General features: G+C 64.6%; 15 protein-coding genes. 6 read left to right on the top strand and 9 right to left on the bottom strand.

Annotation, left to right across the window (positions count from 1 at the left end; translation table 11 throughout):
• The first annotated feature begins 63 nt into the window (after positions 1–63).
• Positions 64–1,191, top strand: a complete 1,128-nt coding sequence (locus C266_RS18305; protein ID WP_051126436.1) for a porin — start codon at positions 64–66, stop codon at positions 1,189–1,191.
• Between the two features lie 113 nt (positions 1,192–1,304).
• On the opposite strand, the gene C266_RS18300 is transcribed toward C266_RS18305, so the two are convergent.
• The gene (locus C266_RS18300) at positions 1,305–2,354 is read right to left on the bottom strand and encodes an aldo/keto reductase (RefSeq protein ID WP_010804876.1); all 1,050 of its coding nucleotides are present in this window, start codon (positions 2,352–2,354) and stop codon (positions 1,305–1,307) included.
• Between the two features lie 412 nt (positions 2,355–2,766).
• Here C266_RS18300 and C266_RS18295 point away from each other — a divergent pair, with 412 nt between their 5' ends.
• Positions 2,767–3,741 carry an AraC family transcriptional regulator gene (locus C266_RS18295; RefSeq protein ID WP_010804877.1) on the top strand — a complete coding sequence of 325 codons (975 nt, stop codon included), beginning with the start codon at positions 2,767–2,769 and terminating at the stop codon, positions 3,739–3,741.
• 15 nt (positions 3,742–3,756) lie between these two features.
• On the opposite strand, the gene ligD is transcribed toward C266_RS18295, so the two are convergent.
• Both ligD and C266_RS18285 read right to left on the bottom strand, forming a co-directional pair.
• Entirely contained in the window at positions 3,757–6,264 is a 2,508-nt protein-coding gene (ligD, locus tag C266_RS18290) for a DNA ligase D (protein ID WP_010804878.1), read from the bottom strand.
• 8 nt (positions 6,265–6,272) lie between these two features.
• Positions 6,273–7,151 (bottom strand): Ku protein, encoded by an 879-nt coding sequence (locus tag C266_RS18285; protein ID WP_010804879.1) that lies wholly within the window; start codon positions 7,149–7,151, stop codon positions 6,273–6,275.
• A gap of 328 nt (positions 7,152–7,479) precedes the next feature.
• On the opposite strand from C266_RS18285, the gene C266_RS18280 reads away from it, so the two are divergent.
• Positions 7,480–7,731 carry an MJ0042-type zinc finger domain-containing protein gene (locus C266_RS18280; protein WP_036663448.1) on the top strand — a complete coding sequence of 84 codons (252 nt, stop codon included), beginning with the start codon at positions 7,480–7,482 and terminating at the stop codon, positions 7,729–7,731.
• 13 nt (positions 7,732–7,744) lie between these two features.
• On the opposite strand, the gene C266_RS18275 is transcribed toward C266_RS18280, so the two are convergent.
• The 6 genes from C266_RS18275 to gtdA all read right to left on the bottom strand — a co-directional run bounded on the left by C266_RS18275 (position 7,745) and on the right by gtdA (position 14,241).
• Positions 7,745–8,653: an NAD(P)-dependent oxidoreductase gene (locus tag C266_RS18275; RefSeq protein WP_036663728.1), complete on the bottom strand. Its 909-nt coding sequence runs from the start codon at positions 8,651–8,653 to the stop codon at positions 7,745–7,747.
• Between the two features lie 275 nt (positions 8,654–8,928).
• Positions 8,929–10,272: an MFS transporter gene (locus C266_RS18270; protein WP_010804882.1), complete on the bottom strand. Its 1,344-nt coding sequence runs from the start codon at positions 10,270–10,272 to the stop codon at positions 8,929–8,931.
• Positions 10,273–10,493: 221 nt separating this feature from the next.
• A complete protein-coding gene (locus C266_RS18265) occupies positions 10,494–11,711 on the bottom strand; it encodes a 3-hydroxybenzoate 6-monooxygenase (protein WP_010804883.1) in 1,218 nt (405 codons plus the stop codon).
• Between the two features lie 40 nt (positions 11,712–11,751).
• Entirely contained in the window at positions 11,752–12,393 is a 642-nt protein-coding gene (gene maiA / locus C266_RS18260) for a maleylacetoacetate isomerase (protein WP_010804884.1), read from the bottom strand.
• Between the two features lie 9 nt (positions 12,394–12,402).
• The gene (locus C266_RS18255; protein ID WP_010804885.1) at positions 12,403–13,101 is read right to left on the bottom strand and encodes a fumarylacetoacetate hydrolase family protein; all 699 of its coding nucleotides are present in this window, start codon (positions 13,099–13,101) and stop codon (positions 12,403–12,405) included.
• A gap of 102 nt (positions 13,102–13,203) precedes the next feature.
• The gene (gene gtdA / locus C266_RS18250; protein WP_010804886.1) at positions 13,204–14,241 is read right to left on the bottom strand and encodes a gentisate 1,2-dioxygenase; all 1,038 of its coding nucleotides are present in this window, start codon (positions 14,239–14,241) and stop codon (positions 13,204–13,206) included.
• A gap of 193 nt (positions 14,242–14,434) precedes the next feature.
• Here gtdA and C266_RS18245 point away from each other — a divergent pair, with 193 nt between their 5' ends.
• From C266_RS18245 to C266_RS18235, 3 genes are all read left to right on the top strand, one after another.
• The gene (locus C266_RS18245; protein WP_010804887.1) at positions 14,435–15,385 is read left to right on the top strand and encodes a LysR family transcriptional regulator; all 951 of its coding nucleotides are present in this window, start codon (positions 14,435–14,437) and stop codon (positions 15,383–15,385) included.
• Between the two features lie 73 nt (positions 15,386–15,458).
• Positions 15,459–16,040 carry a Holliday junction branch migration protein RuvA gene (ruvA, locus tag C266_RS18240; protein ID WP_010804888.1) on the top strand — a complete coding sequence of 194 codons (582 nt, stop codon included), beginning with the start codon at positions 15,459–15,461 and terminating at the stop codon, positions 16,038–16,040.
• Between the two features lie 89 nt (positions 16,041–16,129).
• Positions 16,130–17,038: a LysR family transcriptional regulator gene (locus tag C266_RS18235; protein ID WP_010804889.1), complete on the top strand. Its 909-nt coding sequence runs from the start codon at positions 16,130–16,132 to the stop codon at positions 17,036–17,038.
• Positions 17,039–17,155: the final 117 nt, after the last annotated feature.

Genomic DNA, 17,155 nt, shown 5'->3' with positions numbered 1-17,155 from the left:
CCGGTCGACACAGGCCGGACTACCACATGAATCAATGGAGACATCATCGTGACCCTCAAGGGACTGCCCGCGCTCGCGCTGGCTGCCGGCCTCGCATTGGCCCACACTTCCGCCTCGGCCCAGAGCGTGACGCTCTACGGCATTCTCGACACCGGTATCGAATACCTCTCGCACGCCGGCGCCAACAACAGCTCGCTCGTGCGCGTGCCGGCCAACACCGGGTCGCTGCCGTCGCGTTGGGGCCTGCGTGGCGATGAGGATCTCGGCGGTGGTTTGCACGCGGTGTTCGCGCTCGAGAGCGGATTCAATGTTCGCGCGGGCGATCTCAATCAGGGCGGGCGGCTGTTTGGCCGTCAGGCGTGGGTGGGGCTGTCGAATCCCTACGGCACGCTGTCGTTCGGCCGCCAGTATTCGATGACGTTCTGGGTCATGAACGATGCCGACATTCTCGGCCCGGATCTCTTCGGCAGCGGATCGCTCGACAGCTACATCCCGAACGCGCGCAGCGATAACACCGTCGCCTACAAGGGCGTGTTTCAGGGCCTGACGGTGGGCGCCACCTATTCGTTCGGACGCGACGGCGGCGGCACCGGCAACTCGCCGGGGCAGGGCACATGCGCCGGACAAACGCCTGGACAGATGACGTCCTGCCGCCAGATCTCGACGATGCTCAAGTACGACACGGCATGGTTCGGCGTGGCGCTCGCGTGGGACGAACAGCGTGGCGGCGCCGGTGCTGCCGCGAACTTCTTCAACGGCGCAGCGGCCGTGCCGCTCACGAGTTCGTCGGACAAGGACACGCGCTGGCAGATGAACGGCTATGTCAAGGGGGGCAACTGGAAGACGGGGGCGGGATGGCTCGGCCGTCGCGTGCAAACGGCGTCCGCAGCGGTGGCCGATGTGAACTCCGACATGTTCTACGTTGGCGCCATGTATCAATTCACGCCAGCATTTGCCGTGGATGGCGAAGTCTTCCGCATGCTCAACGCTCGTCAGAACACACGGGCGACCATGGCGACGCTGCGAGGTACGTACTTCCTGTCGAAGCGAACGGCCGTGTACTCGCAGGTGGCGTGGCTGGGGAATAGCGAGCACGCGGCGTATTCGGTGAGTTCGGGCGGGGCGGGTGGCGCGCCGGCGGCGGGGACGAGCCAATTGGGGGTGAACGTCGGCATGCGTCACACCTTCTGACGCTGCGTGCCCTGCACGCGATAGGGCCGTCGACAATGCAAACACGGCGCACCGCTTTCGCGATGCGCCGTGTTTCGTGACTGCGGTTGAGCGCTACCTACAGCGACAGGGCATCAAAGCAGGCCGGCTTCGGCGAGTTGCGCGCGGCGCGGGTCGCCCTGACGCGAGAGCATCCAGCCCGGATATTCGCTCGGCAGTGCGCTGGCGGCATCGATGGCCGACAACTCGCGCGCGTTCAGCGTGACGCGCGTGGCTGCGATGTTGTCGTCGAGCTGGTCGGTGCGCTTGGCACCGATGATGACGGCCGAGACAACCGGCTGGGCGAGCAACCAGGCAAGCGCGATCTGCGCCACCGACACGCCCTGCTCGGCGGCGATGCCACGCATGACGTCGATGACGTCGTAAGCGCGCTCCACGTTGACCGGCGGAAAGTCGAAGCTCTGGCGGCGGCTGCCGGCTTCGGTCTGACCGTCGCGCGTGTACTTGCCCGAGAGCAGGCCGCCGGCGAGCGGGCTCCACACCATCAGGCCGACGTTCTCGCTGCGCAGCATCGGTACGATTTCGCGTTCGAGATCGCGGCCGGCAACCGTGTAGTACGCCTGGAGCGAGGCGAAGCTCGCGAGATTCAGACGCGCCGAAATGCCAAGCGCCTTGGCGATCTGCCACGCAGCCCAGTTTGAGACACCGATGTAGCGTACGTGCCCTTGACGCACCAGTGTGTCGAGCGCGCTGAGGGTTTCGTCGATGGGCGTGGCCGGATCGAAGCCGTGCACCTGATACAGGTCGATGTGATCGAGTTGCAGGCGCTTGAGGCTGGCCTTGATGCCATCCATGATGTGATAGCGCGACAGACCGCGTGAGTTGGTGCCTTGTGCGCCCGTCACACCGAAGACCTTGGTGGCGACCACGACGTTATCGCGCGGCACTTTGAGATTGCGCAGTGCCTGACCGGTGAGCACTTCCGATTGACCTTCCGAATAAACGTCGGCGGTATCGATGAAGTTGATGCCTGCGTCGAGTGCGCGGCCCACGAGCGTGTCGACATCGTGTTGCTGCAATTGGCCGATCTTGCTCCACATGTCGCCCTGTCCGCCGAAGGTCATTGTGCCGAGGCATAGTTCCGAGACGAAAAGGCCGGTGTTGCCAAGTTTCCTTTGTCGCATTGCGTCGCTCCGTTGAAATTGCCGCCCGTCGCAAGTGACCGTCAGGGGGCAGACGGTGTGCACGGGATGGGATGCATTATGCGTCGCGGGGCATCAGGCAAGCAGTACCTGTTCCTGCACATTTCCTGCCTGATTCTGCACGCGGCCGGCGTCATGCGCTTGAATGAGGCGATCGGCGGCTGGAAAGCGTTGCCGAACATGGCGGGAAGATGGCAGCTCCACCTGGCGTGGCGGCGCGATCGACCGGTGAGGACGTCCGGATTTTGCCGGATTCTCCGGAATTTGTGCCTGATCGTACCTGTTCTGAGCTGGAGGATCAGGCAAGTTCCCGTCGCAGGCGTATGCTGTGCAACATCGTCGAGCATAACGCACATGATGCGCATACCGGCTGATCCGAATTGAGGGCACTTTCATGCATCTGGTCAAGAATCCGCCACGTGAGGCGGCGCAGAGCGAGTTCGCCGACGATCCGTCGCTCACCGCGCGCAACGAGCTGGTCGGTCTGCTTGAGCGAGCCACGCGCGCATTGGAGGGCACCACGCCGACGGCAGTGGATGGCCTCTTCGTGCATCGCATCCTGCATCCGGGCGGCCCGAAGCCAGCGTTGCAGCAGCCGGCGTTTGCCGTCATCGCGCAAGGCGAAAAGCGCTTGCAGATCGGCGAAGAACATTACGCCTACGATCCGATGCACTACATGGTGACGTCGGTGCATTTGCCGGTGGTGGCGCAGGTGTCGGGGGCGAGCGAGCAATCGCCGTATCTCGGGCTGCGGCTCAATCTGGCGGCTGAGGACGTGACGTCGCTCATCGGTGACGAACATCTGCCGCCGCCCGCCCCATCGGCGAGCGGCCGGGGCCTGTACGTAAACCGGCTGGACGCAGCGCTGCTCGATGCCGTGTTGCGTCTGCTGCGCCTGCTGGAAACACCGCGCGACATCCCGATTCTTGCGCCGATGATCAGGCGCGAGATCGTGTACCGCTTGCTGATGAACGGGCAGGGCGTGTTGTTGCGCCAGATGGCATTGCAGGATAGCCAGATGAATCGCATCGCGCGCGCGGTGCGTTGGTTACGCGAGCACTATGCGCAGCCGTTGCGAGTGGAGGCGTTGGCGCAGGAGGTGCACATGAGCGTGTCGTCGCTGCATCACCATTTCAAGCTGGTGACGGCGATGAGCCCGGTGCAGTATCAAAAGCAATTGCGTTTGCAGGAAGCCCGCCGGCTGATCTTCGGGGCAGACATCGCCGTCGCGGCTGCGGCGCAGGCTGTCGGGTACGAAAGCGCGTCGCAGTTCAGCCGCGAATATGCGCGCGTGTTTGGCGAAGCCCCGCTGCGCGACAAGCGCCGTTGGTTGCAGGATGGGGATGGAGGAGGCGCGACTCGCGGGTGAGGGACTTCGGATACCTCAATCCCCCAACCGCTCCAGCACCGTCTTCGTTACCTGCTGCTGCGAGGCATTCTCGTAGCCGGCCCAAGGGTCTTGTTTCAGGGTATTGAGCCGTTCGACGGCGTTGCGCACATTCCACGCGTCGGCACCGGGTAAATCGGACAGTTCCTCCCAGCGCACCGGCATCGACACGGCCATGCCTTCACGGGCTCGGGCGGAGTATGCGCAGACCGTCGTCGCCCCCCGGTAATTGCGCAGATAGTCGACGAAACACTTCCCGATGCGATGCTTCGCCCCCATCGTCGCCGTGAAGCGATCGGGAAACACGCGCGCCATGTGCTTGGCCACCCCTTCTGCAAATCCCTTGGCGACGTCCCATTCGTGACGCCGCGCCAAGGGGGTCACGACATGCAGCCCCTTGCCGCCGCTCGTCTTCACGAACGCCGTCAGCCCAAGTTCCTCCAGCAAGCCGCGAATCAGTCGCGCGTCCTCGACGATGCGCGTGAACGTCACGCCCTTGCCGGGATCGAGATCGAAGATCACCCGGTCGGGGCGTTCAATCAGATCGCTGCGTGCGTTCCATGTGTGGAACTCCACCACCCCCATCTGCACGGCACCGGCGAGGCCCCGCGCGTCGTCGATCTGCATGAGCGGTTCATGATCCGGATCGAGTGACGGATCGAGCGCGCGCACGCCCTGTATCGTCTTCGCCGCATGCTTTTGAAAGAACATCTCGCCACCGATGCCTTCGGGGGCGCGCAACACCGCGACCGGTCGTCCGGCGAGGTGCGGGAGCATCCACGGGCTCACGGCGTGGTAATACGCGGCCAGTTCGGCTTTCGTCACGCCGGAATGCGTGTCCATGACGCGCTCGCCGTGGCTGATCTTCACCGGCGGCACGGATGTTCCATCATTCGATTGAGCGGTGCGTGGCATGGGTGGCGTCTCCTTGTGGGCATTGACGATGGCGGGCCCGGTACGACGGACTTCGCGCCGAATGTCCTTGGCGGCCTTGTCTTGTCGCATCGCGAGAAACGAGGCTTGGCGGACGTTGCCGTCGCGTGTCCACTCCGCGAAACGCACTTCGGCGACGAGTGTGGGGCGAAGCCAGTGCACGAGTGCCCGGCCTCCCGGTCGAGGTGTGGGCGAGAGCGGCGGCTTCGCCGTCTCGAGCGCATCGAATTGCTTTCTCATACGCCGTAGTGCATCCGCATCGAAACCCGTACCGACCTTCCCCGCGTAGCGCAACGTCTTGCCGTCGTCATCGTAGTACCCGAGCAACAGCGCTCCGAAACCCTGTCGTGAGCCGGCCGGCTCGGTAAACCCCAGCACGACGAATTCCTGACGCTGTGAGCATTTGAGCTTGCGCCATGCGTCGCTGCGCCCTGCGATATACGGCGAGTCGTCGCGCTTGATCATGATGCCTTCGAGACCCGCCTCGCAGGCTCCGTGCCAGAGCGACTCGAGATCGCCGCTGACCGGCTGGAGAACCCGCACGGCATCCGTCTCGCGCCCTTTGAAAAGGCTGGCGAGTGTCACCTGACGCTCTCGCAGCGGCAAGTCGCGCAGATCGCGGCCGTTGCACCACGGCAAGTCGAAAACGTAGATGAGGATGGCGTCCTGCGCGTTCTCGTCGAACGCGCGCTGCAACGCTTGGAAGTCGGGCAGACCATGCTCGTTGGTCACGACGGCCTCGCCGTCGAGCCATGCGTTTGGCAAGCCTCGCTTGCGCAACGCATCGACGGCAGGTCCAAAGCGATGCGTCCAATCCTGCCCGGAACGGGTGAAGACGCGAATGTCGTCGCCGGCAATACGAATGAGCACGCGGTAGCCATCGAGCTTGATCTCGGCATGCCAGCCCTCGGAAGCGGGCGCGGCATCGACAAGGGTCGCGAGCATCGGTTGCATGTCGGCTGGCGGTTTCGCCGGCGATCTTCGCAAGGCGACCGGCGCGGCCGTCGATTTCCCGGCAGCGTTCGACGCCACGTTTTCGGCCACGTTATCGTCGTGCCGATGAATCAGCAGCCACTGGGGCTGGCGAGCAGGTTTATCGGTGCGAACGAGTGTCCAATGTCCGTTCAGCCGCTCGCCATGCAAGGTGAACGACAATTTGCCGTTTGCATAGTCGCGTTGCGCGTTGCCATCCGGTTCCCACGAACCGCTGTCCCAGATGTCGATGTGACCTGCGCCGTAATTGCCGGCCGGGATGTCGCCTTCGAAATCGGCATAGGCCAGCGGGTGGTCTTCGACCTGAACGGCAAGGCGAGGATGGCTGACGTCGGGACTCGGCTGCTTCGGCAATGCCCACGATTTCAACGTGCCGTCGAGTTCGAGGCGGAAGTCGTAGTGAAGGTGACTCGCGTCGTGGCGTTGGATGACGTATCGCAACGCGTTGCCTTGCGACGCGGGTTCGCCGCGCGGCTCGGGCGTCGATGTGAAGTTGCGTTTGGCGTCGTAGGTGGCCAACGAGTCGCGGGATTCCCGGCGTCGCGTGGCTTTCGTAGCAGTCAAGTCGCGCTTGGGCATGATCGCCGTTATCCGGATTTGGCGCGTTTGGCCGATGCCTTGCCGGCCGATGTCTTCTTCGCTGTCGTCTTCTGTCCGGGTTTGCCCTTCGTGCCGAGACTTTGCCTGAGCAGCGCCATCAGGTCCGTGACGTTGCCGTTGCTCGATAACCTGGGTGCGCTCGCTTCGATTTGCGCGACTTCACGGGTCTGTCCCGAGGCGACCTTCCGATCGATGAGCGCCTTGAGGTCGTCCTGAAACGTGTCGTGATAGTCGCCGGGGCGCCAGGGGCCGGACATTTCGCCGATCAACCGGATCGCCATGTCCAGCTCGCGATCGCCCGGCGCGGCGAGCTTGCCGAGCTTCTCCTTCGTCAGCCCGACCTCGGCCGGGTCACGCATGTCCTCCTGCCAGCGTAACGTGTCGAGCACGAGTGCATCGCCCGACGGTGCCAGCACCGCCAGGTGCGCGCGCGTATGCATCACTACGCGCGCGATACCGAGTTTGCCCGCCTTGATGAGTGCAGCGTGCAGCAACGCGTACGCCTTTGCACCGCCTCGCTCCGGGACGAGGTAGTAGGGTGTCTCCAGATACATGAACGAGACGTCCGTCGCGTCGACGAACGCCAGAATGTCGACGGTCTGCGTTGCCACCGGATTTGCCGAACGAATCTCGTCGTCACTCAGCACGACGTAATTCCCTTTCTCGTACTCGTAGCCGTGCACGATCTGCTCGCGCGGCACTTCCTTGCCGTTTTCCTTGTTGACGCGCTTGTAGCCGACCGGCGACATCGTGCGTTTGTCGAGCCAGTCGAGATCGAGCGTGTGTGTGCTCGATGCGGGAAACAGCGAGACGGGCACGTTGACCAGTCCGAAACTGATAGCGCCCTTCCAGATCGCGCGAGCCATATGTGCTCCCAGTGCAGGATTCGCCGGTGATGCAAACGACGTGGGCCGAATTGTCAGTATAGGTGGCCTGGGCCGCACGTTGCCGCCCCGGTTACTGCGCATGTCGGTGCGATCGATCGAACCGCCGGCCGGTTCCCCCGCATTGATTTTCTCAATGCACTGCCCGCTTCCGTAAGGTTTCCTTGATGGAACGACGCGGCGGCTGCGGCCGACCGGTCATCGCCGGCACAGGCGCCGGATCGTTGCCCTGGAGGCGATGCCGCGCGCGCTGGCCCGAGACGAACCGACAGGCTGTAGAATCGATCACATTGCCGACGGGAGGCTCACCATGCTGTCGATCCACACTGGTTTCGTCGTTTGCCCTACCTGCAAAGCCCGCTTCGCCGTCGCGGCGAGCCAGCCGACCGTTCAGGCGCTCTATGACTATCTTCATTCGGATGCCGAAGTCAGGTGTCCGACATGCGAGACAGCCTTCACTACGGCTAGCGCCAAGAGCAGCATCGAGTTCGAGCCCGTCAATGACGGCGTCACGCTGACGTCGTCGCCCGAGCGCAGCATCGACGGGCTGGACAATCACTGAGGCGTCTCGCCAATCACAACGGCGTGAGCAACGGTTCCCCTGCCTGATAGCGACGCGTATTTTCGAGGAACATGGCGAGCGTGGCGGCTTCGGCCTCGGGCGAGCGCCCTGCGACGTGCGGGCTCAGCACCACGTTCTGCAAGTCGATCAGTGCCGCAGGCGGTGACGGTTCGCCCTCGTACACGTCAAGCCCGGCACCGGCGATGGTGCCGTTGCGCAACGCATCGGCCAGCGCGGCGGTGTCGACGATACTGCCGCGTCCCATGTTGACGAGAAAGCCGTGCTTGCCGAGCGCGCGCAGCACGTCGGCATTCACGAGGTGATACGACTCTGCGCCGCCCGGCGCCGTGACGACGAGATAGTCGGCCCACTCGGCCAGCGCCAGCACGCTGTCGAAGAATTGATAGTGCGCAGGCAAATCGTCGCGACGATGGCGATTCCGGTAGCCGATCTGCATGTCGAAGCCCTCACCGCGCTTGGCGAACTGACGGCCGACGGCGCCCAGCCCCACGATCCCCAGCTTCTTGCTCGATACGCCGGGCTGCATGGGCAGCGCGTCGCGCCACACGCCTTTGCGGCAAGCCGCGTCATACTCCGGAATGCGACGCACAGCGGCGAGCAGCAGTGCGAAGCCCTGATCGGCGACCGTCGGCGCATTGGCACCGGCGCCGTTCACGGCCGCGATGTTGCGCGAACGGATCGTGGCGAGATCCAGATTCTCGTAGCCGGCGCCCAGCGCACTGACCAGTTCAACCTTGGGCAAATGCGCCAGTTCGGCAGCATTCAGACCTCGCCCGCCATTCGTGAGGACGAAGCGCGCTTGCTCGCCTTCGGGGCCCCAGCCTTCCGGCACAGGGTGATGGCTCGGACGGTAGATCACGTCGAACTGCGCTTGCAGTTCGGACAACTGCTCGGGATGCATCGGGATAACGACCAGCAGTGGGGGCAGCGACACCTTCAATCTCCGGAGGGGAAGTTGGATTCGCGGCGTGGCGTCGGGATGACGCGGGTGCCCTGAAGGCACTTCGACTTCGCCGTCAGCCGACACTTTATTCCTATCCGCGGCGCTTTGCGCGGTGCAACACGCGGCCGCGCGCTTTCGGCGCCAAACCCTCGCCCCAAAAGCGAACGGGCGCCATCGCGCGACGCGGATGGCGCCCGTTCGACCTGGAGCGGTCGTTACGAGTGGCGAAACACTCAGGCCGTGGCACGCACCGCCATCGCCGCCTGCCGATGACGCAGACGGCCGAGCGCGAGCATCGTCAGACCGGCGAGCACGGCGGGCACGCCGATGGTGGCGAACAGGGCGGGCATCGACCAGCCCATAGCGAGCATCGATGCCCCGCCGACCGAGCCGACGACCGAACCGAGGCGGCCGACACCGTTAGCCCAGCTCACGCCCGTCGCGCGGCAGTCCGTCGGGTAGAACTCGGCGGACAGCGCATTCGCACCGACCTGACCACCCGACACGCAGAAGCCCGCCCAGAACACCGCCACGGAGGCGAGTACCGGTGAACTGGCAAGCGGTCCGACGGCCGCCACGCAAACGCCGGCCAGCACATAAGCGGCTGCGAGCACGTAATGCGGATTGAAGCGATCCATCAGCCAGCCCAGCACGATGGCGCCCAGCGTGCCGCCCACCTGGAACATGGCCGTGACGATGGCGGCGTTGCGCAGCGTCAGGCCGTTGGTGCGAAGCAGCGTCGGCAGCCAGCTCGAGAGCAGATAGATCACGAGCAGACTCATGAAGAACGTGATCCAGAAGAGCAGCGTGCCGCGCAGCAATTCCGGCTTGAAGAGATGCCCCACGGGCGACGTGGACGACGCTTTCGTGGCGATATTGAATGTGGCGCCGCGCAGGTCCTCATGCGGCGCAATGCGTTGCAGCGACGCCGCCACACGTTCCGGCGATTTGCCCGCCATCACGAGGTAGCGCACCGATTCGGGCAACGCACGAATCAGGATCACGCCGAGCACGAGCGGCATCACCCCGCCCACGACCAGCACGGAGCGCCAGCCGAAGGCTTCGATCAACCCGGCCGACGCGAGACCGCCCAGCGCCGAGCCGAGCGTGAAGCCGCAGAACATGGTCGTCACGAGGAACGAGCGGCGCGCGTCGGGGCAATATTCCGACGTCAGCGTGATGGCGTTTGGCATCGCGCCGCCCAGACCGAGGCCGGTCAAAAAGCGCAGGGCGATCAGTTGCCACAACTCCATCGACCACGCCGACGCCAGACTCGCCACGCCGAAGAACAGCACGGAGAAGATCAGGATCGTCTTGCGGCCGAACTTGTCGGCGAGCGGTCCGAACAGGAAGGCACCGGCCATCAGGCCCGCCAGTCCCGCACCGAAGAGCGGTGCGAGATGCGCCGGCGTCAGCGACCATTCGGCCCGAATCGCTGGCGCGATGAAGCCGATGGCGGCCGTGTCGAAGCCGTCGATCGCGACGATCAGAAAGCACAGAACGACGATCATCACTTGAAACGGCGAGATGCGATGCCGGTCGATGAACGCCGTTACGTTGATGGGGGTGGCTGGCATAGGTTGTCTCCTCTAAGGTGCCAGAAGCGGCGTTGCGGGCAGGCCCCGCGTCGCCAGAGCGCATTGCGTGATTGTTGTTATGCGTGTTGTCAAAATCCGTCGTTCGTCATATGCGACGCGACGGTGTGCAGCGCGACGGCGTGCTGCCGTTGCGCTGCGGAATGGCCCCACTCATGACAGTGGACAGCGGATATTGCGATGCCGCGCGGTGTCGTTGGGGCTTATTCGCCGGCAAGCCAAGGGGTTTGCGACAGGCAGTTCTCCGCGCGCCAGCCGTGCAACCACTGCAAGGCGTCGTAGAACTGCGGTTGCGTGCGGCCTTTCCACAGCGAGTTGCGCACCCAGCGATCCACGCCCTTCGCGTGATACACACGACCCATGTCGCGCGCGCCGTACAGCACACGGGCAGTACGGGGAATGCGCGCGTATTCGTAGCGGCGGAAGGCCTCGATGAAATCGCCGTTTGCGGCTGCGTACGCGGCACCGAGCGTGACCGCATCTTCCAGCGCCTGACACGCCCCTTGCGCGATGTATTGCGTCATCGGATGCGCGGCGTCGCCAAGGATCGTGGCACGACCGAAGCTCCACTGCGCGACCGGGTCGCGGTCGGCGGTGGCCCAGCGTCGCCACGATGTCGGACGGTCGAGCATCTGGTGCGGCAGCGCATCGATACCTTCGAAGTACGACAGCACTTCCTCCTTGCTGCCGTCACGCACGCCCCAGACTTCCTGCTCGCGGCTGTGGAACGTCACCACGAGGTTGTACTGCTTGCCGCCGCGCAACGGGTAATGCACGAGGTGGCAGTTCGGTCCCGCCCAGACGACCGGCGCGTTGACCTGCAAGTCCGCCGGCATGTTCTCGACGTCGACCACGGCGCGATACACCACGTGTCCGGTCACGCGCGGTTCGTCGCCGATCAGGGCGGCACGCACGGCAGACTTCACGCCGTCGCAGCCGATCACTGCGTCGGCCGTGTGGCGCTCGCCATGCTGGTTGACGACGGTCACACCGTTGTCGTCTTGCTCCAGCGACACGACACGCGTCGCGGTTCGGAACTGGATCAGCGGATTGCGCTGTACCGCTTCGAGAATCGAGAGATGAATATCGGCGCGATGGATCACGGCATACGGATTGCCGAAGCGCTCGCGATACGGCGCACCGACGTCGACTTCCGCAATGATGCTGCGGTCGATGGCGTCGCGCAGCGTGATGTGGTCGGTGAAGACCGAGCGGCCGCGCGCCGCTTCGCCGACGCCGAGGGCATCGAGCGCCGCAAACGCGTTGGCGGCGAGCTGAATGCCCGCACCGATCTCGCCGATGGTCTCGGCCTGCTCCAGCAGTTCGATGCGCACGCCCCGGTTGGCGAGCGCAAGCGCTGCGGCCAGACCGCCGATGCCGCCGCCAACGACGAGGGCTTTGGGTTGAGAGGTTTGACTCATGGTTGTCTCCTGCGGCCCTTCCAGCCGTTCCGGATATCAATTACGCCGTGTAATCCGGCTGTCGGTTGGGGGCTGCTGCGAGGAATGCCGGATGCGCTTTCGCCAGTGCGAACACCGCCATCGCGCGCGGATATGCCGACATGTCGCACCCCATGCGTTGGGCATTGGCGATCTGCGGAATCAGACAGATGTCGGCAAGCGTCGGCGCATCGCCGAAGCACCAGCTGCCGTGACCATGTTTGGCGAGCAACCGCTCTACACCGGCCATGCCTTCGTCGATCCAGTGGCGGTACCACGCATCTTTCTGTTCTGCATTAAGGCCCAACGCACCTTGCAGATACTTCAGGATACGCAGGTTGTTCACCGGGTGGATGTCGCAACTGATGAGCATCGACAGTTCGAGCACGCGGGCGCGGGCTTCCAAGTCCTGCGGCACCAGGCGCGGCTCGGGATACTTCGCATCGAGATAGTCGATGATGGCGATGGACTGGCCCAGCGTAACGCCGCCATCCACGATGGCAGGCACGGCGGCCGACGGATTGACCTCGTCGACATACGCGCCGGCGCGATGCTCGCCGGCGCGGATGTTCACGGGAATCGTGTCGAACGCCAGCCCCTTGAGGGCGAGCGCGATGCGCACGCGGTACGACGTCGAGCTATTGAAAAAACTATAGAGCTGCATGACGATGCCTCAGACCACGCGCACCGTGATCGCGCCGAGCCCCTCGACGGCAGTGACCATCGTCTCGCCCGCCTTGACCGGGCCCACGCCTTCGGGCGTGCCGGTGTAGATGAGATCGCCCGGCTCGAGACGGAAGAACTGCGACAGATACGAGACCGTCTCGGCCACCGACCAGATCAGATGCGTGATGTCGCTCTTCTGCTTCTGCACGCCGTCGACCGTGAGCGAGATGCCGGCCTTCTCGATGTGACCGACGCTCGACACCGGATGGATCGGGCCGATGGGGGCCGAGGCGTCGAACGCCTTGCCGATTTCCCACGGACGTCCCATTTCACGCATCTTCATTTGCAGATCGCGACGCGTCATGTCGAGACCCACGGCGTAGCCCCATACGTGTTCGAGTGCCTGATCGAGCGGAATGTCCGAGCCGGCCTTGCCGATGACGGCGACCAGTTCGGCTTCGTAGTGATAGTTCGACGTCTGGGACGGGTACTTCAGCTCTAGCGTTTCGCCGTAGGCCACCGGCAGCACGGCATCGGCCGGCTTGCAGAAGAAGAACGGCGGTTCGCGGTCGGGATCGAAGCCCATTTCACGGGCGTGGGCAGCGTAGTTGCGGCCAACGCAGTACACACGTCGCACGGCGAACTGATCGTTGCTGCCGACGACGGGAATGGCGACGGTGGCGGGCGGAGCGAAGACGAAGGACATGGTGTTTGACTCGACGAATTAAGGTAAAGACGGTGGCAACGTGCGCGGGTCAGTCAGACGCCGGAGGCACGCAGCCGGTATAGGGGGGCGTTCGTGCCCGGCTCAGGTGCGCGATTCGCGCAGCAGGTTCAGGGCGGCGAGTACCGGGCGATCCGAGTAGCTGAACAGCACGGCGTCTTCGAGCGCGGCGAGTTGCACCGGCGCCCATGACGGCACGACGAAATGATCGCGCGGCTCGAACTGGAACACCTCGTCGCCAATGCGCACGGTGCCGCGACCTTCGACCACCGAGAAGACCGTCGCATCGGTGCTGCGATAGGTCTTGCCCTGGAAGCCGGCGGGCAGGTATTGCATGAACGTCGCCATCGTCGGCATCGGCCAGCCGCCGGTCGCCGGGTTGACGTAGCGCAGCTTGATGCCGTCCCACGGATCGAGTTCGCCGTTGCGATATAGCGTGTCGAGCGCTTCGCGCGAGCGGGCGTACGGATAGCTGAAGATCGGTGAGGTCGGATCGCTCACCTTGTGGTGCACCGGCAGCATGTTGAATCCGTAACGCGCAAAGCTGTCGCCCTCGGGGCGCTGCACCGGCTGCTGCGCTTCGGGGTAGTTTTCGGCAAAGCCCGCATCAAAGTACTGCACGAGCGGGATGTCGAGGCCGTCGAGCCAGACGACCGGCTCGCCGTCCGCCGGGTTGCCGTGGTCGTGCCACGTCCATGACGGCGTGATGATGAAGTCGCCCGGATGCATGGTGGTGCGCTCGCCGTTCACCGCCGTCCACGCGCCGCGGCCTTCCACGATGAAACGCAGGGCCGATTGGGTGTGACGATGGCTCGGCGCGATCTCGCCCGGCAGAATCAGTTGCAGTCCGGCATAGAGCGAGCCGGTGATGCTCGACGAGCCCGGCGTGCCCGGGTTCTGCAGAATCAGCACGCGGCGCACGGCCTCTTCGGCACTGATGACGCTTCCCGCTTCCATCACCAGCGGACGCACCTCGTCGTATTTCCAGATGGCGGGTACCACGCGCGGGCGCGGCTGCGGCGGCACGAGGCTGTGCAGCGATTCCCACAACGGGGCCATGTGATTGCGGCCGATGTGCTCGTAATAGGCAGCGCGCTCGGCGCTGGGGGCGCGTTCGGTCATGCGTGTCTCCGTGTCGGTAGGGAGCCCGGTCAGCTTGTCGGACAAGCTCAGCCAGCAGGGGCTTGCGGGTCTATGGATAGCGTTATACTCGGCGAGACATATTCTTTGAAATGAATAAATCATCGGATCCATACGAAAAAACGTATGGCTAGGGCGATTTTGAGGGTGCCTGAGGGGTGCCCGGAGACTGCGCATGGATTGGACCCATCGTCTGCGTCTGCGCAATTTGCAGATGCTGCTGACCCTCGCGGAGACCGGCAACATGAGCCAGTCCGCGGCATTGCTCAATACGACGCAGCCCGGTTTGTCGAAGTGGCTCAGGGATCTGGAGGACGATATCGGCCTGCCGTTGTTCGAGCGTCAGGCGCGCGGTTTGCGTCCGACGGCCTACGGGGAAGCCCTGATCGAACATGCCCGGCGGATCGAAGCGCAACTCGACACAGCGCGCGACGATCTCGACGCCATGCGCGAGGGTGGCAGCGGGCTGGTGGCGATCGGCACGTCGGGGGCATCGTCGGCGGACACGGTGCCGCTGGCGGTGTTGCTGCTCCTGCAACGCATGCCGCGCGTGCAGGCGCGGGTGATCGAAAACACGATGGACCGGCTGATGAATCAGCTCGCGCATAGCGAGATCGACATTGTCGTCGGGCGCTCTGCCCCGGAATTACAGGACCGCAATGTCCGCGCCGAGGCGCTGTATCTCGAGCCGCTGCATTTCGTCGCGCGGGCACGCCACCCTGTCTTTACGCTCGATCGGGTGGACTGGCCCGACATGCAGCGTTATCGCTGGGTGGTCTGGCCGCGCGGCACACCGATTCGCAACGCGCTGGAGACGGCGCTTGCGGAGGCCGGGTATCCGCTGCCGAACGACACCGTCGAATCGAACTCCACGATTCTCAACCTTACGTTGCTCAACAACAGCGACATGATCGGTCTGGCGTCGCATCGTACGGCGAGCCGCTTGCAGGCGCTCGGCGCGTTGCGCATCGTGCCGTTGCGACTTGCCGGATTCGGCGCGATCTCGATGTACTGGCGTGACGACGGCGCGAATCGTGCTGCGGTGGCGGCAGCACTCGAATGCCTGCGCAGCGCGGCGACGCGCTCGACCGGCGACGCGATTGCGGGCGTCGTCGGCGAAGGGTGAATTCTCCGGCGCCAGTGCCGGGCTGCCGTTTGCTACACTTGCCGCCTGTCGAAGTCACTCTCTCGGGGCATCAATGATCGGCCGCATCTCAGGCACCTTGCTGGAAAAAAATCCGCCGCATATTCTGGTCGACTGCCAGGGCGTGGGCTATGAAATCTCGGTGCCGATGAGCACGTTCTTCAACCTGCCGAACCTGGGGGAGCGCGTGACGCTGCTCACGCAATTCGTCGTGCGCGAAGACGCGCAACTGCTCTTCGGCTTCGGCTCGCCGGACGAGCGCAATACCTTCCGCGAACTGCTCAAGATTTCCGGCGTTGGTGCACGTACGGCGCTTGCCATTCTCTCGGGCATGAGCGTGGCGGACATCGCGCAGGCGGTCACGTTGCAGGAGTCGGGGCGTCTGACCAAGATTCCCGGCATCGGCAAGAAGACGGCCGAACGGCTGCTTCTCGAACTCAAGGGCAAGCTGGGCGCGCAACTCGGCACGGTGCCCGGCACGGCGACGCCGCACGATCACAAGAGCGACGTCGTCAATGCGTTGCTCGCGTTGGGTTACTCCGACAAGGAGGCGCTTGCCGCCGTCAAGTCCGTGCCCGACGGCACGAGCGTGTCTGACGGTATCAAGCACGCACTCAAGTCGCTCTCGAAGGCCTGAGCACAACAGGCGCCGGCCTGTCCGGCCGGGACGTGAAGACGACGCGACGCGCACGGGAAGTGGGCGCGAACAGGCAGTGAGGAAACGGCATGCAACTGCGATGGCTTGAAGACTTTGTCGAACTCGCACGCACGCGCAGTTTTACGCGCGCGGCGGAGAACCGTTTCGTCACGCACCCGGCGTTCGGCCGACGCATCCGAGCGTTGGAGACGTGGGTGGGCACGCGACTGGTCGAGCGCAGCAAGCCGCTGGAACTCACCGCCGCAGGCACGGTGTTTCTCGACGCCGCCACCAACGCGCTCGACATTCTTCACAGCGCTCGCACGCAATTGCAGGACGCCGCGCCCACGCTCGAAAACAATCTGAAGATCGCGACCGGCCGCACGCTGGCGGCCACGTTCTTTCCCGACTGGTATGACGAGACGGTTTCGCGCATCGGCTTCTTCACGGCCACGCTTTCCACGAGCGGCGCGGAAGAGGCCATCCTGCGGCTCGCTGCCGGCGAGGCCGATCTGCTCATCGTGTATTCGAGCGCGCACACGCGGTTGCTTATCGATCAGGAGCGCTACGACTGGCTGAGCGTCGCGCGCGAGGTCCTGGTGCCGGTGAGTGCGCTCGACGCCAAAGGCCGCGCGAAGTATCGGCTGGCGGCCGGGCCGTCACCGATTCCCTGGTTGGCGTTCACCCGCACATTGACGTTGCGCGCGGTGCTCGCCCGTCATCTGGCCGAGATGCAGAACCGGCCCACGCTCAAGCCCGTCTATCAGGCCGACTCCTACGAAGCCATTCTGGCGATGGCGCGACGCGGCGCCGGTATCGCGTGGCTGCCGCAACGGCTCGTGGCAGACGATGTGGCCCGCGGCACGCTTGCTATCGTGGGCGGCAAGGACTGGCAGATCGGCTTCGATATCGCGCTCTACCGGCGCCGGCATCAGCCGCACCCTGTGCTCGACGCCATCTGGCAGAGTGCGCGTCAGGCGTCGGGCGACGACGCCTGAGTTCGCGCAACGGCGCTTGCGCCGGTGAGACGGTGAGGGGGAGGTAGCGCAGGGCCGTCGCGCGGGCGGTGGGGCGTGCCCGCGCGAGGTGAAGCGAAGATGGCGAAGGCGAGACGC

Source organism: Pandoraea sp. SD6-2 (assembly GCF_000389825.1).
Taxonomy (GTDB): domain Bacteria; phylum Pseudomonadota; class Gammaproteobacteria; order Burkholderiales; family Burkholderiaceae; genus Pandoraea; species Pandoraea communis.
Note: the sequence above shows the minus strand (reverse complement) of the source record. Positions and strands in the feature narration are given on the sequence as shown.